Source organism: Solibacillus isronensis (genome assembly GCF_023715405.1).
Taxonomy (GTDB): Bacteria; Bacillota; Bacilli; order Bacillales_A; family Planococcaceae; genus Solibacillus; species Solibacillus isronensis_B.
In genome coordinates, this window is record NZ_JAMBOC010000001.1 from 2018781 (window position 1) to 2042255 (window position 23475).

Sequence of the window (23475 nt, forward strand, 5' to 3'; positions counted from 1 at the left end):
ATTTCTACTTTTATTGATTACCGTCCCCCTTTATAGACGAACTTTCCACTTTTCCGTCACAAGGTTCTACTTTCTCGATGCCCTATTCTGCTTCACACGCACTATATTCAACTTTCCTCAACCAATATTCTACTTTTGCCGCTCTATATTCTACTTCCTCCAACCAGATATCCCCCAGCACAAACACAAAAAAGCCACCTGAAATCAGGTGACTTTCGTAAACTGCTGTCCTAATCAAAATACGTAATGATTGTTTCGAAGCAGTCTTCAGCAATGATTGTTTCCCCGTACTCTTCAAGGCGGTGCGCTGTAATTTTGGAAGCAGCTAAATATTCAGTACATAAAGCGATGATATTTCTCGCTTCCTGGCTTTCCAAATCTTTCAAATCTACATATAAATAGTAGTAATCCTCCCATTTATACAACACAGATTCTAATCCTAATGGTGCTGCGCGTTTTGCAAGAGGTACTAGTTCGTCAATATCTTTAAATCGGAATCGGGCATTTTCAAGCGATTGTTCTTCTTCTTTTGCAGCTTTGCCAATCGCATTGAAGATCGATTCTTCCATTTCATTTAATTGATCTGATATATGAAGGTCATCTTCAAAGTTGCCTGTCATTGAAGAAGTTTCGGAGTCATTACCTACAGACGCGCGTGTAACAACGACTTCCAATCCACTTTCTGAAGCGTTAATATGAATCCAAATTGGACCATCTAAATCGAAATAATCATCTGTATTTATTTCACCAATGATATCCCAGAAAAGCTCTTCACCTTTTGCGCGATTGTACCATATTTCTTCGCGAGTATAACCGCGGTCCTCGATATCACTATACGTAATAAATAATTTTAGCGTATTTTCATTAATGCGTTCGATGTCCATTAGACCTCAACCCCCTTCACAGTCATTGTATAGAACGTCGCTTTATTTCCAAGTGGCATACAATATGGCGTTCTATTGCATCGGAACTGAGATACTTTTAAATATTAGAAGTATCTATAACTCTATTGTATGATGGAATGGATTAAAATGAAAAGGAAAAACATTATTCAGGATAAATAATTTGAATAATTGAAATTGTATTGCACCACTCCATTTAAATCAAGTAATTAAGGTGTCTTTCTAATATGTTCTAAAATAAAAAAAAGATGCTACAATTGCACAATATGCATCCGTAACATCATGAGCGGTCTATTTAGTTAACCATGCGTTGGGCTTCTTGCAACTGGTATGCTCGTACTTTACGAGGCAGGAATCGACGAATTTCATCTTCGTTATAACCAACTTGCAGACGTTTTTCATCTAAAATAATCGGACGACGTAATAGTCCCGGATATTCCTGAATAAGCTCATATAATCGTTGTAACGGCAATGTTTCAACATCGACATTCAACTTCTGGAAAATTTTCGAACGCGTTGAGATAATTTCATCTGTACCATCTTCTGTCATTCGTAAAATCTCTTTGATTTCACTAATTGTAAGTGGCTCGGAAAAAATGTTACGTTCTGTATATGGGATATCATGTTCCTCTAACCATGCTTTTGCTTTTCGACATGAAGTACAACTTGGTGAAGTAAATAATGTTACTAACATTGGCTCACTCCCTCTCTAATTGATTTCAATTCAATTGCTAGATGTTGCTTCCTGTTATTAAAGAAGCACAAATGTATAAGTAAAACTCAATTTAGAATTAATTTAATTTAAGATTCTGTTCCCATTATACATGAATAACCCATGTTTGAATATACAATGTCAACAAATAATTCAACTTACGTAATAAATTTTATTACGTATTTCTCTCTAATAGGCACACTTTCTATAATTTTGTGCCATAACAAATTTTACCCGTATAATAGAAAAATAAAACGTCCTGATTTTCGATATTTTTTCTCATTTAACAAAATGTAATTGAGAAAAAAATCAGAAAATACAATGTCATTTCATATAATACAATCATCTATTTACTACTATTTCCATTTTCACTTCGTTTTATTCCTGTTTCTTTAAAATAAAACGATTGCTTTCTTTTCAATGATTAAGTTATAATCCTTTCAAGATTATAAAAAACGATGACGAAGAGTAGTACATTTAATGAGAATGCCTAGAGAGTCTGTGGTTGGTGTAAACAGATCATTCGTTAAATGGAATGGACTTCCGAGTTAGCTTGATGAACGTTTCTATTAGTAGTCCAGCTCGTCGCCTTCACGTTACGAAGCAAAGTGGCCAATTAAGGCAAGCTGGGTGGTACCGCGGATTTTAACATCATTCGTCCCTTCTATTTTCGAATAGAGGACGCATGATGTTTTTTTATTTTCATTTGATTTTAAGGAGGAACACCCAATGAAAACAATCTTTTCAGGTGTACAACCAACAGGAACTATTACTTTAGGGAACTATATCGGAGCGATTAAACAATTCCCTGCTTTACAGGAAAACAACAACGCCATTTATTGCATCGTGGATCAGCATGCAATTACTGTGCCACAGGATCGCCTGGAGTTGCGTAAAAATATCCGCTCTTTGGCAGCTATGTATATTGCATGTGGCATTGATCCGAAAAAATCGATTTTATTTATTCAGTCAGAAGTCCCTGCCCACGCCCAAGCCGGCTGGATGCTGCAATGCGTCGCTTCAATAGGTGAATTAGAGCGTATGACACAGTTCAAAGACAAATCAACAGGTAAAGAGTCCGTTTCTGCCGCACTATTAACATACCCGCCGTTAATGGCTGCCGATATTCTTCTTTACAATACAGACATCGTACCAGTAGGCGAAGACCAAAAGCAGCATATTGAATTAACACGCGATTTAGCTGAGCGTTTCAATAAGCGCTACAATGACGTATTAACGATTCCTGATATTCAGTTGCCGAAAGAAGGCGCACGTATCAAATCATTGCAAGAGCCGACTAAAAAGATGTCCAAATCGGATACGAACTCAAAAGCGACGATTCGCCTGCTTGATACAGCAAAAGAAATCGAGAAGAAAATCAAATCTGCTGTAACGGATTCTGAGGGAATCGTTAAATTTGATATTGAAAACAAACCAGGTGTATCAAACTTGCTTATTATTGAATCTGCCTTATCCGGAACAGCAATTGCAGATTTAGAAGCAAAGTATGAAGGCAAAGGCTATGGTGATTTTAAAGCTGGAGTAGCACAGGCTGTTATTGACCACTTAACACCAATTCAAGAACGCTATTATGCACTGATTGACTCACCTGAACTTGATGAAATTTTGGATGAGGGTGCAGTAAAAGCGAATGCCATTGCCTCTAAAACACTCAAGAAAATGGAGAACGCGATGGGCTTAGGCCGTAAACGACGCTAAACATCCCGCCAATAGCAACAAGCAGCATATACAACTCTGCTCCGTGTACAATGTACATTAATACAGCATGCCATGAATAACCGAGCGTGCGGTAATTCAAGTATAAAATCATATTACTGATCGACATGACACTGAGCCCATAAAAAAATAAAAAAAGTACGAAACGTGTCAAAACACCATCCTTCGTACAACTATACGAAAAACGAACGTGCGATAGAAGAAGCACGTTCGTTTTTTGTCATTTTATTAATCTGTAAATTTTTTAAATAATAAACAAGCATTATGTCCGCCGAAACCGAGTGAATTGCTTAACGCATATTCAACTTCCGCTTTTCTTGCGGCATTTGGTACATAATCCAAATCACATTCCGGATCCGGCTCGTGTAAATTCATTGTCGGCGGCAAAATACCTTCCTTCAACGCAAGTACCGTAAAGATTGCCTCAATACCGCCTGCTGCACCTAATAAATGGCCTGTCATACTTTTCGTTGAGCTCATCGCTAATTTATAGGCATGGTCACCAAAAACAGTCTTAACTGCCTGTGTTTCAAATAAGTCATTATATGGTGTACTCGTACCGTGTGCGTTAATGTAACCAACTTGGTCAGGCGATACTTGTGCATCATCGATTGCCATTTGCATCGCACGTGCTGCACCTTCACCGTTTGGAGCCGGTGCTGTAATATGATGGGCATCCCCAGTTGAACCATATCCAACAACTTCACCGTAAATTTTCGCACCGCGCGCTTTTGCATGTTCATACTCTTCCAAAATTAAAATCCCTGCGCCTTCACCAATAACGAAGCCGTCACGGTTTTTATCGAATGGACGTGATGCAGTTGCCGTGTCCGGATTTAACGATAACGCTGTGTTTGCAACGAAGCCGGCAACCGCCATTGTTACGATTGGTGCCTCTGCCCCGCCTGTAATCATGACATCCGCATCTCCACGTTCGATTACTTTGAACGCATCCCCAATCGAGTTTGTTCCTGATGCACAAGCCGTTACAGAACAAGAGTTTACTCCTTTTGCCCCTAGATAAATCGATACTTGTCCAGATGCCATATCCGGAATCATCATCGGTACGAAGAATGGACTTACACGGCGAACACCGCGCTCCTGGAATGTTAGAAACTGCTGTTCATGTGTTTCCATTCCGCCGATTCCAGAACCGATCCAAACACCTACGCGCGGTGCCATTTCTTCGGTAATCGTCAAGTTGGCATCTTTTGCAGCCATCATTGAAGCAGCGACCGCATAATGTGTAAAGCGGTCCATTTTACGTGCTTCTTTCTTTTCAATATATTCTTCTATATTAAAATCTCTTACTTCAGCGGCTACAGAGACTGGAAATTTGCTCACATCTACACGTGTTAATGGTCCAATACCAGACTTGCCTGCAATTACATTTTCCCATGCTTGCTCTGCACTGTTTCCTACTGGCGATACTGCACCGATTCCTGTAACAACAACTCTTCTTTTCTCCATTATTTAACACCCTTTTCTAAGTTAAATTCTTTTCCCTATTTAAAGGTTGATTTCATTTCGGGTCTTTGGCCAATACGATGTCGGTGACGATTTTAGTATTCGTTCCATCCTCCCCAACATTCCAATCAACGTGCTTATTTACCCCACTTTAATGCAAGTGCTCCCCATGTAAGGCCACCGCCGAAACCTACTAAAACAACGATATCATCATCTTTGATTTTTCCTGATTCCAAATCTTCAACGATTGAAATACCGATTGAAGCGGCTGATGTATTGCCGTATTTCTGGATTGTTTTCGACATTTTTTCCTCTGGTAAGTCAAGACGCTCTCTCGCGGCTTCCATAATGCGGATGTTCGCTTGATGCGGTACCAAATAATCGACATCTTCCTTCGTCAGGCCTGCCTTTTCGATTACATTTACTGCTGATTCGCCCATTTGACGAACTGCAAATTTAAATACTTCACGACCATTCATCGCAATATGGTTTTTAGGATTTAAATAAAGATGCTTTCCGCCTGTTCCGTCAGCTCCAAGTTCGAACGCAAGAATTCCGCGGCCTTCCGAAACTTTGCCGAGAACAGCCGCACTTGCACCATCGCCAAATAGGACAGCTGTGTTGCGGTCATCCCAATCCACAATTTTCGACAGTTTTTCAACACCTACTACTAATACATATTCATAATTATTGCTCTCAATAAATTGTTTTGCAATAGCCGTTCCATAAATAAATCCTGAGCATGCAGCGGACACATCCATTGCGCCACATCCCGATATTCCAAGTCGTTCTTGAATTTGACACGCTACACTCGGGAAATTCTGATCCTGTGTAACCGTCGCAACAACGATTAGACCAATTTGATCTGGTGTTATACCTGCATTTTCAATAGCTTGCACTGCTGCTTTATATGCTAAATCCGATGTTTCTTCATTCTCAGCGATAAAACGGTTTTCAATACCTGTCCGAGAACGAATCCACTCATCTGATGTATCTAAAACTTTTTCAAAATCCTTATTTGCTATAGCTTTTTCCGGAACATATTTCCCCATCCCTATAATACCGGCATTCATATAATAGCCCCCTTGTTTTCTCATGAATCAAAAAATATAACTAATTATTAGTAGTTGGTACTAATTATAGAACATAATTATTTTTAACACAATTAAAATTTCCGGAAAAAGAGGGATTGGGGATTTATTCTTGTTTTTTCTTTCAATTAAAATGGCTATACTAATTGATAAAACATCTGGATGAAAATTGAATAACGGACAGCAGTATTCGTTCATTTCTTACGTTTAAACTTTTAAAGAGCGAATGTAAAAAACGTTCCATTATTAGACAAACAACTTCGAGCTAATCTTCTCTTTTTCCGTGTTAATTCCTACTTAAAAAAGCAATAAAAACAAGCATTTATGACAACTTGAAGAATAATTTGATTCGCCCTTTTAATTTGATGAATGCTTGTGGTATGATATTGAAGATGTAATTTCACAATAACGTTATAAATAAGTTCAATGAGGTGAATTTGATGCAATATATCATTACGTTCTTTTGGTCATTCTTATTAGTTTCAATGCTAAACTATGTAGTAAGTTCTGTATTAAGTGTAGATTTTAACTTCATGAATGGCGTAATCGTATCATTAGTATTCAGCGTATTAGTTATTATTATCGCTGCAATCATTCCAAACGAATCAACTCCAGAAGCAGAAGCAGAGCATCATTAATAGATAACAAGGGGCTGTCCGGTAAAACTACTGGACAGCCCCTTGTTATTTACACCCACTTTTGTGGGGGGCGCTGACTTTATTAGATAAATTCAATACATATTAGAACTTTTATACTTGATATTAGAAAAGTCGCCACGTTTATTTGAACAGTAGCACCTCTTATTAGCACAAGTGACATTTATATTAAAATTTCCGGCTTTTCTTAGTACTTTTTCATTTATATTAGAACTTTAACCATCCTTATTAGAACATTTCAAACCACCAAAAAAAGCTTGTACGCATTTCACGCACAAGCTGTCTTCAAACTTAATTTAATTTTATTACTAACTCTCCATTTTCCAATGCAATCGATAAACTTCCACCTGCTGTGACTTCCCCTTTTAACAGTTCACGGGCAACAATCGTCTCCAAATGGCGTTGGACAAAGCGTTTGAGCGGACGTGCACCAAATTGCGGGTCAATCCCGTGCTTCACAATCCAGTCCACAACTTCCCCATCAACAGACAGCGTAATTTCCTGTTCTGCGACCCGATCTTGAAGCTGCTTTACATATTTCCAGGCAATCTTATGGAAGTGCTCATTCGATAATGCATGGAACATAATAATATCGTCCATCCGGTTTAACAGCTCCGGCTTAAAGTGCTGGCGTAATGCTGCTTGAACAAGCTGTTCCGCTTCTTCTGATGCTTCCAGTAAAAACTGTGAGCCGATATTCGATGTCAAGATGATAACGGTATTCGTAAAATTGACAATCCGTCCTTGGCTATCGGTAATGCGGCCATCATCAAGTACTTGAAGTAAAATATTCGCGACATCCGGATGCGCCTTTTCGATTTCATCCAACAGTACTACAGCATACGGATTGCGGCGTACCGCTTCTGTCAGCTGACCACCTTCTTCGTAGCCAATATAGCCTGGAGGAGCTCCGACAAGTCTGGATACAGAATGCTTCTCCATATACTCGCTCATATCAATACGGATGAAATGGTCTTCCGAATCGAAAAGTTGTGCGGCCAATGCTTTGGCCAATTCCGTTTTCCCGACACCGGTTGGACCAAGGAACAGGAAGCTTCCAATCGGCTTATTCGGGTCTTTAATACCGGAACGCGCACGCCAAACTGCTTCCGTTACATAAGTTACCGCATCGTCCTGACCGACTACCCTTTCATGCAATGTATCTTTTAAACGGAGCAGTTTATCGCGTTCACCTTCAACAAGCTTCGTTACCGGAATCCCTGTCCAGCGTGAAATAATTTTAGCGATTTCTTCTTCAGTCACTTCTTCACGCAGCATCCGGTTACCTTCCGACTGTTTCAACTGCAGTTCCAGTTCGGCGATTTCCTTTTCAAGCTGTGGTATTTTACTGTACTGAAGCTCACTTGCCCGCGCTAAATTACTGCCTGAAATAAATAAATCGTCGCGCTCGGCTTCCATTTTTTTCAGTTCATCTTTTTTATCGCGTACAATCTGTAAACCGTTTTTCTCGAGTTCCCACTGTTCCTTCATTGACTTAATTGAAACTTCCAATGTATCAATTTCATCTGTAATTATTTCAAGACGTTTTTTACTTGCATCATCTTTTTCTTTTTTCAGTGCCTGCTGCTCAATTTTCAGCTGTGTGAGGCGGCGCATTAACTGATCCAGTTCCTGTGGCATTGAATCGATTTCTATGCGGATCATCGCACATGCCTCATCGACAAGATCAATTGCTTTATCCGGTAAAAAGCGGTCTGTAATATAACGGTTCGCCAGTTGAGCCGCTGCAATAATCGCGCGGTCATGAATGCGAACACCACGGTGATGTTCTTCAAAACGGTCTTTTATTCCACGTAAAATGGAAACCGTATCTTCAATAGAAGGTTCTCTCACCATTACTTGCTGGAAGCGGCGTTCCAATGCAGGATCTTTCTCGATATACATACGGTATTCATCCAATGTTGTTGCTCCAATACAATGCAGTTCACCACGTGCAAGCATTGGTTTCAGCATATTTCCTGCATCCATTGCTCCGTCCGCTTTTCCTGCACCGACAATTGTATGGATCTCATCGATGAATAAAATAATACGTCCATCTGATTCTTTCACTTGCTTTAATACCGATTTCAGCCGCTCTTCAAACTGCCCGCGATACGATGCACCGGCAATTAGTGCACTCATATCCAGTTCATAAAGCTCCGCATCTTTTAATCCTTCCGGAACATCCTGTCTTACGATACGCTGTGCCAGCCCTTCGACGATCGCTGTTTTACCAACACCTGGCTCACCGATGAGGACCGGATTGTTTTTTGTTTTACGTGACAGAATACGAATGACGTTCCGGATTTCCTCATCTCGTCCAATAACCGGATCCATCTTACCGTTTTTTACTTGTTCAATTAAGTTTCGTCCAAATTGCTCTAATGGAGGACGATTATCTTGTGTTTGGTTAAATTGCATAAAGTGCACCCTTTCATTTAGTTTGACCTTTTTTGATTAATTTAATTATAAGTCAAAGTTGGTCAAACAACAAATAATTAAGCTCTGTTTCCTTCGCAAAGATCCTAATAAAAAACGATCACTTTGCCTATACGCAAAATGACCGAATTTCAATTCATTTATTCACTTATTAATTAACGAATGCCTAATGCCATTTTTGCATAGCGGGACATATTGTCTTTAGACCACGCCGGTTGCCATACGATATCTACTTTTACTTCTTTTACTTCCGGTAATTCGCTAAGTGCAGTTGTTACTTGGTCAACGATAACTGGAGCAAGCGGACAGCCCATTGATGTTAATGTCATCGTAACGATTGCTAAGCCCTCATCTGTTAAATCTACTTCATATACTAAGCCTAAGTTGACGATATCAATGCCTAACTCAGGGTCAATTACGTTTTCCAATGCACCTAACATACTTTCTTTCATATCGTGATCAATTGCCATTTTAAATTTCCCCTTTCGCCATGGTGTTAATGTTAATCATAGCAGAACGCATGATTTATGCCAAACAATGCGCCATAAATTGCGTGACTTGCAAAATTCCGTTTCTCGATACCGCATGCCCTGCTTTTCGTTCTGCCAAATAAGTAATATGTGCCGCTTTTTTTTCTTTTTCCAGTTGTTCAACATAATCTCGGCTCATATGATAAGGAACGACCGTATCGCGCTCACCATGCCAGAAAATAATCGGTTTGTTTGCCCATAATTCCTCATGCTGCTCCATATCAAATTTTTGCAGCATTTGAAGCAAGCCTGTTTGCTGTTCTTCAGACAACGGAAATGTTACGCCTTTTTGCTTTAGATCCTCTACTTGATGGAGGGCCAGTTTCGTATAGCTTGTTGTACCCATACAAATACCTGCCGTTTCAATCCATGGATAGATCGCTAAACAGCCTGAAGTGACGATTCCGCCCATTGAAGTTCCGGCAATCCCAACCTTGTTTCCTGCCAAGTTTTTCAGCTTCAATTCTCCATAAATAGTATGTACTTCTTCCACTGACTTTAATACAATTTTCCAGAAGTTAAAGTTCATCTGGTCTTCCGTCAATTGATTCGAGCGCTCACCATGCATTAACGCATCCGGTAGTATAACGCGTACACCCTGTTGCACAAACTGATAAGCGTAATGTAAATTATGTTCCTTTGCGCTTAAAAAACCATGAAGAAAAATAACGACCGGTGTTTGCTCATCCATCGTTTCATCATATACATGCAGTAATGGAATGGACTTCCATTGTTCTTTGTCAACTATCAAATTTCTCACCTCTTTGTTTACATTAGCAAAAATTGGTCAATGTTTCAAAACTTTGACGAATGCTATTTTTGCACGTTACAATTATACCCAGGCTAAAGGAGGCTTACTCTTATGAACGAACATTTAATTGTATTAGATTTAGACGGCACTTTATTGACGGACGAGAAAAAAATTTCTGCGCTGACAAAGGAAACTTTGTTAAAAGCAAAAGAAGCAGGTCATCAGGTGATGATCGCGACAGGACGTCCGTATCGTGCGAGTCAGCTTTATTACCAGGAGCTGAGTTTAACAACTCCGATTGTCAATTTCAACGGAGCCCTCATCCACCACCCTAAAAATCCGATGTGGAAAACGATTCATACAACAGTCAATTTAAGTGTAGTCCATGATGTTGTAGAATCTGTTCATAAATATGAATACGACAACTTAATCGCCGAAGTAATGGATGACGTGTATCTCCATCGTGAAGATGAAGGTGTGCTTCAGTTGCTGCATATGGGCAACCCGAATATTCTAACAGGCGATCTGAAAAATACATTAAAAGAAGACCCGACAAGTTTGCTTATTCAAGCCGATGATGTAAATACACCGATTATCCGCAAACATTTGCAGGATGTTCACGCTGAACTGATCGAGCACCGACGTTGGGGAGCTCCATTCCCGATTATTGAAATTGTCCATAAAGGGTTAAGTAAAGCAGTAGGCATCGACTATATTGCAAAAGAAATGGGCATTCCCCGTGAACGCATCATTGCATTTGGCGATGAGGACAACGACTTGGAAATGATTGAATACGCAGGCGTTGGCGTTGCGATGAGTAACGGTATCGACGACTTGAAAACAATCGCCAATGAAATTACGCTATCGAACAACGAAGACGGCATAGGGAAATTTTTGCAGGACCGATTAAAACTATAATAAAATATAAACAGCCTGGAAAAGCATGTTGTCTGCTTCTCCAGGCTGTTTTATTTAGTGCGCTGAATTCTCGGCACGGCGTTTTTTTCCGCGCTTCATAATCACAACCATAAATGCTGTGTATAAAACAACGACCAATCCAAGTGCCACAATATAAGAGGTGTTAATGCCACGTGCTTCAATTACTTGGTACACTTCGACCATTTCACGGTCTAAAATAATCGCATAGTTGCCGTCCTTATTTTCACGGATGATTTCACTGTTGAACATTCCGCGAACTTCTTTTCCTTCACCCAGCTCAGCCACAGGAATATGCACTCGTTTTGTTTTACTACTATTATTAATGACAACGATCCATGTTTCTTCATCGGATTTGCGTTCAAATACAACATAGCCGTCTTTATTTTCTAGCCATTTAAATTCTCCGTTTCGCAAAGTATCGGAATCATTTCTTAATGACTGGAGCTTCCCGACATAATCGGCTAATTCCGAGTCTGTTTTAAAATTGTAGTACTGGTGTGCTTCAACACCCGCTTCCCCATTCATCGCAATTTCAGATCCATATTGTACGATTGGCACACCTGGAAGTAAAAGCGTGCTCGCAATGGAAATTTTACTGCGTGTCGGTGGATACATACCTTCCTCTGTTGCCGCCAATGTGAAGCGGTTCGACCAGATAGTATCGGTCATCGATAATACCGGAGTCCCTGAAAGCATTTCCTCGATATGAGGCTCCAGTACTGTCGTATTTAAATCAACATTTTTAAATGCATTCGTAAAGTTGGCCGCAGTATCACTGTAAAATTTCGCGTCAAAATCTGCATCACTTTCTGCATTCGCAATAACATAGGCACCTGCTGCTTTTAACTGTTCAATAAAGCGATTTAAAAAAGCAGTATCGGCTTGTTCAATATTCGTCAGTCGAACCCCGTCTAGTTTATATGTATTTACAAATTGTACAGCACTGTTGATGAGCTCATTCTGTACTTCTTCATTCGTTAAGTCCCACTGTATTTTCCCATCATTTTCAGATGCCACAAATCCTTGTTTTTCAGCAAGTTCATGGTTTGGACTAACATTGGAAATCGGGAAATCAACCATCATTTTGATTTCACGTTTTTGATACGCCTCGACCATGTTTTTAAATTCCTCTGCTGTTCCAAAACGGTGGTCGAACATTGTATAGCTCGTAGGCATCGACCCATCATATTTTTCAGTCTCAAATACAGAGCCAATTGACAGTATCGTATAGCCCATATTTGCAACATAATCGATTTTCTTCAGCAATCCATTGAAATCCCCGCCAGCAAACATCGTCGGGTCTTGCGCATTTACTGTATCATCATCATTTTTACCGGTACCATTAAAGAAACGGTCCACTAAAACATCATATATACTTTCATCTGCAATTGTACGCTCTTCCGCATTTGCAACAGCAGCAACTGACAATGAAGTCGAAAGCAGCACACCCGCAGCTAATGTACGAAACCATTTATTAAATCCCATTCATTTCCCTCTCTTTCATATACAGTCCATCGTCATTTTACCAAAAAAGGTATAAATGTAGCTAGCTTAAATAGTTATTTATAGGAAATTCAACAAATACGTGTCAGAAATGTGTATAGAGTGTTTAATATGGTTAGGTATTGACGGCGCGTTGTGTTTTATTAGAAGGTTTCAGGTGGAATCTGGAACGTTGAGGGGGATGAAGTAGAACAACCTGAATCTAATGTGGAACAATTTACTCCAAAAGTTGAACGAATCTTGGCGAATGTAGAAACTGCTGGGATATTAGAACTTTACAGGTGAAATGTAGAACGTTGAGTCAGGAAAGTAGAACACTGACGACCTAATATAGAACGTCTCTCCTCAAAAGTTGAACATATGCATCTGAATGTAGAACACCCGGAGATATTAGAACTTTCAGGTTGTAATGTGGAAAGAGGAAACCAAAAAGTAGAACACCTCTCCCCTAATGTAGAACAAAACACTATAAAAGTAGAACGAATCCCCTTAAAAGTAGAATCCTCCCTTCTCCATACAAAAAAGCGTGTAAAAAGCCACCTCCACTTTTTACACGCTTCAATCTTTATTAGAAGTTTACACCGATACCCATGCTTAAGCCTAAGTATAATGTGATTAATAGAACGATACCGAATAGTACCCAGAACATATTGACAGATTTGCCTTTGCTTTTGCGTACTAATACCATTTCCATAAAGCCGATTACTAAAATACCAAATAACACTTTCATATCATAGTTCATGCCGCTTTCAGTAATCTTATCGCGCCATTCCAGGAATAAAGACAACCCTGTTACGATTACTAAAATATACATTACACGTAAGATCATGTGTACTGCTTTCATCTTTTTGCCGGATAATGCAGCGATAAAGAATAATATTAATGCTATTACCCAAGTCGTGATGTGCATATGCGTCGTACTAGTTAAGAAATCCACGAATTTTCCACCTCTTCTATTTATTCTCTACAGGCAATATCCTACCATGTAAAGCCCTATAAATTCAATTGAATCTGCCAAGTGTTCTATGAGTTGTCATAAAAAAACGAAACTTTTCCGCAAAAAAGCAGTAGATTTTCCTTCCACCAGAAAATCTACTGCCTATTAAAAGCGAATCTAGCAATCTGCAGCTATGAATATCCTAATTTAATTAAGCAAATCGGTTTGCTAAAGTCCCGATTCCTTCAATTGCGATTTTCACTTCATCGCCTGCTTTTAAAAATTGAGGCGGGTTCATCCCTTTTCCGACTCCGGCAGGCGTACCTGTTAAAATAACATCACCCGGCTCTAACGTTACATATTTTGAAACTGTCTCAATAATTTCGGAAACAGAGAACAACATATCTTTCGTCGATCCATTTTGGCGTACTTCACCATTTACTTTCGTCACAATCGATAAAGTATGCGGATCAGGAATTTCATCTTTTGTTACTAAATACGGCCCCATTGGACAGCTGCCTTCCAAGCTCTTGCCTAAGAAGAACTGTTTATGCTTCTCCTGTGCATCACGGGCTGTAAGATCATTGGCAATTGTATAGCCGAACACATAGTCAAATGCCATTGCTTTTGGAACATTTTTTCCGCGCTTGCCGATTACAACAGCCAACTCTCCTTCATAATCAAGAGAATCCGTCACCTCTGCATGCACAGGTAATGTTGATTCATCCGGGGCAATTGCAGTTGGTGACTTTGTGAAGACAACGATATGTTCCGGTGCCTTTTCTGCACCCATTTCACGGGCATGATCACTGTAATTTTTACCAACACATAAAATATTTTTCGGTGTACGAGGAACTGGCGACAGCCACTCAATATCAGAATAAGCCAGTTTGAACTGAGCTCCACCTTCATGATTCTGAGCTGCCTCTACTAATTTACGAACTTGCTCAACAAATTCATAGCCATGTGCAATCCCGTCAATAATTGTTTTCGGAAAGTCTTTTAGTACATTAAGTTGGTTTTGGATTTCGATAACATCCCAAACTGCCTCTTCTTTTTTTACTTTTGGGCCAAACTTTACTTGTTCGTTTACTTTAAATGATAACAATTTCATAACGTGGAGCACTCCTTCTGTTTTTTTACATCATACATTAAAATATAAACAATTGCCTTACTTTTCTGACAAAAAGGGGCTTAATTCGTAAAACTAAGCTTTCGGTGCATCTTTGTTCACGTTTTACGTTCTGCAGGTTTGCCGTAAGTAAATCTTTTCAGTAATGCTTCAATCGGTCCTTGTTTATATTTCGAGAAATAGATCTCCGCAAATAGTACTTGGATAACGAAAATTCCGACCGCCATATAAATCCCCATTTGCACATCCACTTTTCCGTATAAACCGAAGCCCCAATTGTAGAACAGCACCGTACAAATAACGGACTGCATCAGGTAAAGCGTGAGAGACATACGACCAGCCTTTGCAATCGGCGTCAGCAGTTTTACTATGACCGGCAATTGTGTCAACAATGTTATGGCTGCCATATAGCCAATCGCAAGCAGCGGTCCGCCGATATAAACTTGCAAGTATTCATTGCCCAATGTTTGGTCACCTGATATCGGCAAGCTCTTCATATAAAGTCCGCCGCCTATACCAGCAACAGCCAAAATGATCCAAACTATGATTTTTTCTTTTGCCCGCTCGATCATACGCCATTTTGCAAGTGCTGCACCAAACAGCATATAAGGTAATATTGTAAATAAAGACGAAATCCACATCATGACACTCATCTGAATCGATAAATCATCAAGACGCTGCATAAATGCATCCGTCCAGTTCCCGATACCATATGCTGTTAAGGCACTTTGCATTGCTTCAATATCGACAGGGAAACTATCCATTGATGCCGAAAAAAAACCTGCCGCGACATATAAACTTAAATTAAAACCATGATACAAAGCATTCACCGCAACCGCCACAAGCAGGAGCCATTTTGCCTTAATACGAATTAGCGCGATTAAAAATACTCCGCAAAATGCGTACGTGGCCAAAATATCGCCCCACCAAATGACAATCGCATGAAACATTCCAATGCAAAATAATAAAATTAGACGCTTTGGCGCAAATCGGTAAAAATCTGCGCCCGTCTCATTTGCTTTTACAAATTGCATTGCTAATCCATACCCGAACAGCATAGAAAATAACGGATAAAAGCTGCTTTGTACATAAATATCCAAAAGCTGTTGGAGTATTATATCCTGAACTTCATTAAACCAGCTGCTCAAATCGGTTATATGCGGCATCGGTAAATAAAACCCAAACATATTAACTAATAAAATGCCGAGTAAACTTACCCCGCGCAATATATCGAGTGTTGCAACACGCTCGTTCGTACCTACTGGGCGAAAATCCACCGTCCATCCCCCTAATCTATTTTCACTTCTTGTCCAATACTGTATAAATATAAAATGCGTTCGTTTATTTGAATACGCTTAATTGATTGTACAGCATGCTGATAATAGTTTAATTGAATTTGGTACGACTTTGTCATTTTTTGTTTAATTTTCTCAAAATCGCCTAATAAATACTGTTCGATATAGTCCGTTTTATAATCCAGAAGTACCCAATTACCCTGTTCATCTTCAAAAATACAGTCGATGACCCCCTGTACAATTTGGGCATCCCCTTCCTGATCTTTCAAACTAAGGGTAAACGGTTCTTCTCTTAGTACTTGCTTGGCCTTTTTAAAACGCTCACCGACTTCTGTTTGGAAAAAGGCAAATACTTTTTCCGCTGAAACTGCATCAGCTTCAATTTGCTGCAACAGCTTACGTTTTACAAGCGATTGGATATAACTTTCCGTCTCTTCCATCGTTGTAAACCCTTGTTGCGGGATATGCTGCATAACGGCATGGACAGCTGTACCGACTTCGGTTGCCGAAAGCTTGCGTTCTTTTTTCCCTTTCAGCATAAAGCTTGGTACATCGGTTTTTACATAGCGCTTCGCTTCCATATTGTAAAGCTGCTCTTCTTCCATCCGCTGCAAACTTTCAAGACGCTTCTGCTCCGATACCGACGTTTTTGATTTCTTCGTAACCGCATTTGCATATGGATACGGTGTCGTGAAACGTTTCGCCAGCAGCTGAACCATATCTTCATTCACTGCCTGTTCAACCATTTCATGCTCCACCGTTTCCGCTTCATTGGCAAGCAAGTAGTCACGATTTGGAATGATGCGTACAGTCCATTCTTTCGTTGTTGCCGCTTCATTCGAATAGCCGTAATCGGCAAACAGGAAATCATTATGACGTGCAACAGCTGGACCGACCCAGCTTAAATAGCTGTTCGCTTTTGAACGAATGTATGCAGGGAGCACTGTATCCTCCAGTTCTTGATAAAATGCCCATTCTTCCTTCTGCTTTTCCCAATCTTTAATCGAGCCGACTAAAATGAGACGCTCTTTTGCACGGGTCATCGCCACATATAAGACGCGCATTTCTTCTGCCTTCATCTTCGCAAGCTTTTTCTCCTTCACATATAAATGCGGTAAAGAAGTCGAAATAATATTCAAATCCGGATTCACCGATTTAATTGCCAACCCGAAATCCTGATCGAAAATATAGCGGCTGCCTAAATCTTTTGTATTGAATGTACGGCTCATGCCCGCTACAAATACGACTGGATATTCTAATCCTTTTGATTTATGGATTGTGAGCAATGTGACGACATCGTCTGCTTCACTCGTCGACTTCGCAATTCCTAAATCATCTCCACGTGAACTCATCCGGTCGATAAATCGCAGGAAGCGGAATAATCCGCGGAATGAAGATTTTTCATAGCTTAATGCACGGTCATGCAGTGCCCGTAAGTTCGCCTGGCGCTGCTTGCCGTTCGCCATTGCACCGACCATTTCATAATAATTCGTATCTAAATACACTTGCCATACTAAATCGGCCAATGCCCCGTGACGGGAGAACTGGCGCCATTTTCGATGCATCGTAAAGAACTTATCAAGCTTAGCCTCTATTTCGATTGGCATGTCACCCGCTGCTTCTTCTTTATACTGCTTCAATGCCTCATAAAAAGGTACTTTCCCGTTAATTAAACGGATTTTCGCCAGTTCGTTTTCCGTTAACCCGATAAACGGTGCACGCAGTACAGAAGCGAGCGGAATATCCTGATACGGATTGTCGATAACTTTTAATGTGTTGATCATAATCATCACTTCAAGAGATTCAAAATAACCGCCGTCCGTTTCAGCATAGAGCGGCAGGCCGGCCATTTTGAATTCCTCTGCAAACGTCGTATACCATGTGCGAGAACGCATCAATACGACAATATCGCGGTAGCTGACAGGACGCATCGATTTCGTTTTCGGATTGTACACTTGTCCGCCATGATCGACTAAATCACGGATGCGCTGAATAATATAACGTGCTTCCTGCTGTGCCGCGCTGATGCTTTCTTCCTCGGAACCATCTTCACTTCCCGGAATGATTTGAGCTTTCGAATCCCCTTCCAGTAAAACTAATTCAATCGGTACTTGTTGCTCATCATAGCTCGCCCCGAATTTCAGTTTTGCCTGTTCATCGTACGCAATTTCGCCGACTTCTTCGTCCATTATTTGCTCAAATACATAGTTCGTACCTTCCAGAACTTCCGAACGACTGCGGAAATTGGCATTCAAATCAATTTTCATCCCTGTGCCGGACGGGTTCTCTTCAAAGCGCTTATATTTATCAAGGAAAAGACGTGGCTCTGCAAGACGAAACGCGTAGATTGATTGCTTTACATCACCGACCATAAACATATTCCCGTCCTGCTCACCGCCGTTTTTCACAAGCTGCAAAATTGTTTCCTGCAGGAAATTGACATCCTGATATTCATCAACAAGCACTTCTTTGAAACGCTTCTGGAAATTCAATGCCACATCAGATGGCTGGGGTGGTGTTGACGTGCTTTCTTCATCTGTCAAAATTTCGAGTGCATAATGCTCCAAATCTGAAAAATCAAGCAGGCCGCGCTCTTGCTTCGCCTTTTTAAACGCTTCACTGTATTCAATCGTCAGTTTTACGAGCGTTTCCAAAATTGGCTTCGTCGCCGCCATTTCCTGGACATACAACTTCGGATGACGCGCAAAAAATGTTTCCTTTAAATCCGTCAGCATTTCTTTTGCCGTATCACGATGATTTTTCGCTAACGCATAATATTGCTTATCTTCCTCGGTATCCTTTTTCGTCAACGGCTTGATGCGTCCAAACTCGACTGCAGGGATCAGCTCATATGCCTGTTCCCATGAGCCTCCCTCCATTGCTTCAAGTACATGCTTAACCCCTGTATATTCAGCTTCAAACAATGGCTTGTTTTTCTCTAAAACAGGTGTAACAGACACAATTTGCAACCCTTTTTCAAGACGAGTGGCGATTTCTTTCAGGCTTCCGATAATAAACGGTCGGACTTCCTGCGCAATAACCAGGTCATCAATCGGACTTTCCGGATCAATATCGTATTTCTCCGGCAATGCGCGCAGCCATTCATACGGGTTTGGCTGTACACGCGATACTTTATACATTTCCTGCAGCAACAGTTCAATCGCCTGGTCACTGCGGTCAGATGCAAAGCTGTCGACTAATGTGTAAAGTTCTTCTTTCGAGAACAAAGTTTCCATATCGCCCCGGTATGCCTTTTCAAGCACATCCATCAGCACATCATCCTGCAATAACGAAGCTTCCTCTGTACTTGCCAGACGGAAACCCGGGTCCAAATCAATGGTGTATGCAAATTCACGGCAAATTGATAAACAGAATGAATGCAGCGTGGAGATTTGCGCTTTGTTCAATAAACTTAACTGACGGCGCAGAAATTGGTTGCTCGGATTTTGGGCAAGTTCCTTTTCGAGCGCTTCTGCCATACGGTTGCGCATTTCCGCAGCCGAGGCATTTGTAAACGTTACGACGAGCAGCTCATCAACATCTATGCGCTTGTCTTCAGGCGCTAATATCTTTTGGATCAGTCGCTCGATCAATACCGCCGTTTTTCCTGAACCGGCCGCTGCGGATACTAATATGTCATGACCGGATGCGTAGATGGCTTTCCACTGCACATCTGTCCATTGAACATCACTCGGCTTCTCTGGAATTGTCATCTGCACATACCACCTTTTTAATATTTTCAAATACTTCCTGTTCCGGCTGTTTCTTGATTTCATTAAAGCTGTTGCCTGTTTCCGACTGGTCGAACTGGCAAACCGACTTAAAACTGCAATACGTACAAGCTTTTTGATTGCCCAGGCTGTACGGCTTAATTTCTGTATTACCACGGTAAATTTCATTGCCCGCCTGACGGAATTTATAGTGTACAAATTCCTGCAGGTTTTCCATCTGGTCTTGTTCGATCACTTTTGAGGAACGGCTGTTGAATTCAGGGTTCTCTCCGCTTTTAAACGCTGCCGGTACGATAATGGATGTTTTACTCGGCTCAAGTGACTTGTCCATCAGTTGCGCCACTTCCACATCTTTTACCATATAGCCGCTTAACTTGAACTTCTCCTGACGTAAACTTTCCACGCGATCATACTGCTCATAATCTTCTGTAGGAATTAGCGGATTATGCACATGCAGATAGAACATCCCAGCCGCCTGGACAATGATATTCTCCAGCTCCGATAAGTCCTGGATGAACTTTCCTTCACGTGCGATAATCGGAATATTTTTCATCGCTACATCTAAATATGTCAACAGCTGCAGCGAAATCCCGTTATATACTTCGGTAAAATCAAGCTTGCGACCGCTAGATTTATAATCAATAACACGCAAATACAGATTTTCCGCATCTTTATATGCATCAATACGGTCAATTTGCCCGCGTACATACATTTTCCGGTTATGTTCCAGATCGATTTTCAATGCTTCCAGCGGGTTGCGGTCATCCTGTTCCGTATTTTTGTCGTCGCGTTTCCCAAACGGCTTTTCATGGGCAATCGCTTTAAACTTCGACAGCTCACTTTGATTAATGAGCGCATAAATTGTACGTGCCACGATTTTCACAAGTTTCGTTTTAATATATTCAAAGCGGTGACTGCTTTTTAAAATACTGTACGAGAAATAATCCGCCAGTTTTGAAATGGTTTCATCCGCCTTTTTATAGCACGCTACATATGTCGTAAGCGGGATCGATGGCTCTTTCTCGGATAAAATTGTCCGGATTGCCTCATGGAACAGATCGCCCATCGCGAATGTTTCCAGCTTGAATTCCGTACGCTCCTGCAGTTTCAGTCCATAGGATGCAAAATGTGAATATGGACAGCTGTAAAAGCGCTCAATACGCGATACACTTGCCAAAAAGTCTTCCCCGTACAATGCTGTTGCTACGTCTTCCGTTAGCGGTTCTGCTTCATTCGTCGTATACAAAGGTTTTTCCACGATATTCAGTACATCTTTCCATCGCTGTTCCCGTTCATAAAATGCTTTTAACGCCGCCCATTCTTCGGTAAGCGGACGTCGCTCGTGCTGTGCCTGCTTCAGCTGGGTCATTAAGAAGCCGATTGCCGGTGACGGATGCTGTAAATAATTGAGCACATTATCTTTTTGGAGTTCATCAAGCGGGTCCATTGCAATTTGCCGATGTGGCAGTGTGCGAACCGTTTTTTCCTCGGGGGTACCCTGGTTTTCGGTAATCTCAAACATGCTGTGCAGGCGGTTAATATAAAGCGATGGAAGCTTGCTTTTACTTTCCTCGTCTGCATTTGCATACGTAATATATAAATATTGTGTCGATGAAGAAATCGCCCGGTAAAATAGGAAACTTTCCTGCAGAAGCCTGCTTTTTATCCCCGGGGCCAATTCCACATCGATTTTCTCAAATGTTTCACGCTCGTCATCAGACAGCAGTCCTCCCGCTTCCATACGCATCGGGTATACTCCGTCGTTAACACCGATTACGAAAATTGCCTTTTTATTGTCAAAACGTGCAAACTCGACAGTCGAAACAGTCACTTCATCCAATGTCGGCGGGACACTTGCAAACTCAAGTGTTTCAAAGCCTTCATCCAAAATTTGCGCTACTTCTTCCAACGGCATAACTTTATCGCCGAACATAAGGTCAAATTGCTCCAAAATATGGATCCAGCCATTCCAAGCCTGTTCATGCTCCAATGACTGATGGAGTGAATCGGCCTGCTCTTCCTGTTCCTGCATTTTTAGCAGCTTCTTATAAATATCAAGCCGCTCCATAAACTCATACAGTGCCACTACAATTTCACGGCCTGTTTTTTTGCCTTTCAACCGGTTCTGCAATGCCAGTACCGGCTCCCGGATTAAGTCACGGACGGATTTTAAAAGTTGCTCATGCTCCAGCTCGTCTTCTGTCTGAACGGCATTTACTTTTTCCAGTGATTTAAAACGGCGATAATGCCATACTTCATCTTTCATCCAGCGGTCATGGACAATTCCTTTTGCGATGACGAAGTTTTCCAAAATATCCGCTCTGTCACGCATTGCAACTAAATTGGCTCCGTAAGGGAAAAACAAATCGGTTTTAATGCTTCTGAAAACCGGCTCGTATTTCCAGTTTGTCGTAATAATCTCCAGTACGGATCGACTGAATTCGATAAGCGGATGGTAAAGCATCGCACGCTTCTCATTTGAGAAAAACGGAATTTCGTATTGGGTAAAGGTCGTTCCGATAATCGCATCATATACATCCGCCTGGCGGTACATTATCCCGATATCTTTATAGCGAAGCCCCTTTTCCAGAACGAGCTGTTTAATTTCCTGGGCAATACCTTGCACTTCTGCGCGCGGGTTTACACCTTCCAATATTTTCGTATGTCCCGTCGATTCGACTGGTATATCCGTAATTTTGTCGAAGCAATGTTCAATATGCAGTAAATCCCGATTTGTCGCACGGTAGTTTACTTCTAAATGAACACGCGCCTCCTCTTCAATATCAATTCCTCGTTCGAAACGTAATTTTTGCAGCTCATTCTTTATTTTGTCGTACGTCACCGCAGCTCTGTAAAATACCGATCCTTCGAGTAAATCCATTTCTGGGTTTTCCATCGGGAGAACAATTGTGACACGCTTTGCATAAATAAGAAGCTCTTTTAAAATGGCAAATTCCTGTCCGTTAAATGAAACAAACCCATCTAAATAGATGTGGGTATCACGCAAGCTTTCCATTTTCGGAATGCGCTCAATTAACAGCGGAAAATAGCCATCGCCATCAATATATTCCGTCCCGATTCGCTCATGCAACTGCTTTAAAATAATATTCAGATCATGCAATTTATGAAGCAGTACTTCACTTGCACCGTTTAATTTTAATGATTCGATTAGCGGGTCGATTGTTTCCACATCGATATGATATTGACTGAATTCCTTTAAAATCTGCTCTACTTCCTTCGTAAAACCAGGTTTACCTGCCGCTCGTTTAAATAGTAGGAATTCTTCCTGATGTTCTTCCAAAATACGTCGCAACAGCATGCGGTACCCTGTGCCGTCAATGCGTTCGTGGGCGATACCGCCTTCATTTTGCAGCACAAACCAGGCAAGCCGTTTGAATGTCATTACCTGTGCACGCATCATTCCTTCAATGTCATAATTCGTCGTCAGCTCATATTCCGCTGTAAACGACATTTGGTCAGGAACTAATAAAAAAATTGGATGTCCAAATATATTTGTTTTTAAATCTTCAACAATCTCACGGTGAATCAATGTTGTTTTTCCCGTGCCTGCCCGTCCTGATATAACTCGTAACGTCACAAATCCCACCTCACTTTTATTTCTTTCTTCTATTATAATATAAGAATACATGTTC

Annotated in this window: 16 protein-coding genes and 1 other annotated feature; of the genes, 3 read left to right on the plus strand and 13 right to left on the minus strand. The window is 40.9% G+C overall.

Features of this window, described 5'->3' with window-relative positions; all coding sequences use genetic code 11:
* Positions 1–230 precede the first annotated feature (230 nt).
* Positions 231–884, minus strand: coding sequence for an adaptor protein MecA (gene mecA, locus M3166_RS10260; RefSeq protein ID WP_251689710.1), 654 nt, complete (start codon positions 882–884; stop codon positions 231–233).
* 313 nt (positions 885–1197) lie between these two features.
* Positions 1198–1596 (minus strand): transcriptional regulator SpxA, encoded by a 399-nt coding sequence (gene spxA / locus M3166_RS10265; protein ID WP_008403575.1) that lies wholly within the window; start codon positions 1594–1596, stop codon positions 1198–1200.
* A 467-nt stretch (positions 1597–2063) separates the two neighbouring features.
* Positions 2064–2280: a binding site (T-box leader), on the plus strand.
* Between the two features lie 63 nt (positions 2281–2343).
* On the opposite strand from spxA, the gene trpS reads away from it, so the two are divergent.
* On the plus strand, positions 2344–3333 hold the full coding sequence (gene trpS / locus M3166_RS10270) for a tryptophan--tRNA ligase (RefSeq protein ID WP_014824616.1): 990 nt from the start codon (positions 2344–2346) through the stop codon (positions 3331–3333).
* Between the two features lie 246 nt (positions 3334–3579).
* Here the strand turns inward: trpS and fabF are convergent, their stop codons facing one another.
* Together fabF and M3166_RS10280 are read right to left on the minus strand one after the other, a co-directional pair.
* Positions 3580–4821: a beta-ketoacyl-ACP synthase II gene (fabF, locus tag M3166_RS10275; protein ID WP_251689712.1), complete on the minus strand. Its 1242-nt coding sequence runs from the start codon at positions 4819–4821 to the stop codon at positions 3580–3582.
* Positions 4822–4955: 134 nt separating this feature from the next.
* Positions 4956–5891: a beta-ketoacyl-ACP synthase III gene (locus tag M3166_RS10280; protein ID WP_251689714.1), complete on the minus strand. Its 936-nt coding sequence runs from the start codon at positions 5889–5891 to the stop codon at positions 4956–4958.
* A 458-nt stretch (positions 5892–6349) separates the two neighbouring features.
* Here M3166_RS10280 and M3166_RS10285 point away from each other — a divergent pair, with 458 nt between their 5' ends.
* Positions 6350–6547 (plus strand): YjzD family protein, encoded by a 198-nt coding sequence (locus M3166_RS10285; protein WP_008403579.1) that lies wholly within the window; start codon positions 6350–6352, stop codon positions 6545–6547.
* Between the two features lie 309 nt (positions 6548–6856).
* Here M3166_RS10285 and M3166_RS10290 read toward each other — a convergent pair whose 3' ends face one another.
* The 3 genes from M3166_RS10290 to M3166_RS10300 all read right to left on the minus strand — a co-directional run bounded on the left by M3166_RS10290 (position 6857) and on the right by M3166_RS10300 (position 10285).
* Entirely contained in the window at positions 6857–8986 is a 2130-nt protein-coding gene (locus tag M3166_RS10290) for an ATP-dependent Clp protease ATP-binding subunit (RefSeq protein ID WP_251689716.1), read from the minus strand.
* A gap of 173 nt (positions 8987–9159) precedes the next feature.
* Positions 9160–9468 (minus strand): metal-sulfur cluster assembly factor, encoded by a 309-nt coding sequence (locus M3166_RS10295; protein ID WP_039966323.1) that lies wholly within the window; start codon positions 9466–9468, stop codon positions 9160–9162.
* Positions 9469–9529: 61 nt separating this feature from the next.
* Positions 9530–10285, minus strand: coding sequence for a dienelactone hydrolase family protein (locus M3166_RS10300; protein WP_251689718.1), 756 nt, complete (start codon positions 10283–10285; stop codon positions 9530–9532).
* Between the two features lie 111 nt (positions 10286–10396).
* Between M3166_RS10300 and M3166_RS10305 the strand changes: the two genes are divergently transcribed.
* Positions 10397–11203, plus strand: a complete 807-nt coding sequence (locus M3166_RS10305) for a Cof-type HAD-IIB family hydrolase (protein ID WP_251689720.1) — start codon at positions 10397–10399, stop codon at positions 11201–11203.
* 54 nt (positions 11204–11257) lie between these two features.
* Here M3166_RS10305 and M3166_RS10310 read toward each other — a convergent pair whose 3' ends face one another.
* From M3166_RS10310 to addB, 6 genes are all read right to left on the minus strand, one after another.
* Entirely contained in the window at positions 11258–12709 is a 1452-nt protein-coding gene (locus M3166_RS10310; RefSeq protein ID WP_251689722.1) for an alpha-amylase family glycosyl hydrolase, read from the minus strand.
* Positions 12710–13295: 586 nt separating this feature from the next.
* Entirely contained in the window at positions 13296–13664 is a 369-nt protein-coding gene (locus M3166_RS10315; protein WP_251689724.1) for a YisL family protein, read from the minus strand.
* Positions 13665–13875: 211 nt separating this feature from the next.
* Positions 13876–14778 carry a fumarylacetoacetate hydrolase family protein gene (locus M3166_RS10320; protein WP_251689726.1) on the minus strand — a complete coding sequence of 301 codons (903 nt, stop codon included), beginning with the start codon at positions 14776–14778 and terminating at the stop codon, positions 13876–13878.
* Between the two features lie 116 nt (positions 14779–14894).
* The gene (locus tag M3166_RS10325; protein WP_251689728.1) at positions 14895–16073 is read right to left on the minus strand and encodes a DUF418 domain-containing protein; all 1179 of its coding nucleotides are present in this window, start codon (positions 16071–16073) and stop codon (positions 14895–14897) included.
* An 11-nt stretch (positions 16074–16084) separates the two neighbouring features.
* Positions 16085–19804, minus strand: a complete 3720-nt coding sequence (gene addA, locus M3166_RS10330) for a helicase-exonuclease AddAB subunit AddA (RefSeq protein ID WP_251689730.1) — start codon at positions 19802–19804, stop codon at positions 16085–16087.
* A complete protein-coding gene (gene addB, locus M3166_RS10335) occupies positions 19779–23420 on the minus strand; it encodes a helicase-exonuclease AddAB subunit AddB (protein ID WP_251689732.1) in 3642 nt (1213 codons plus the stop codon). The genes addA and addB overlap by 26 nt, the downstream gene beginning before the upstream one ends.
* Positions 23421–23475 lie beyond the last annotated feature (55 nt).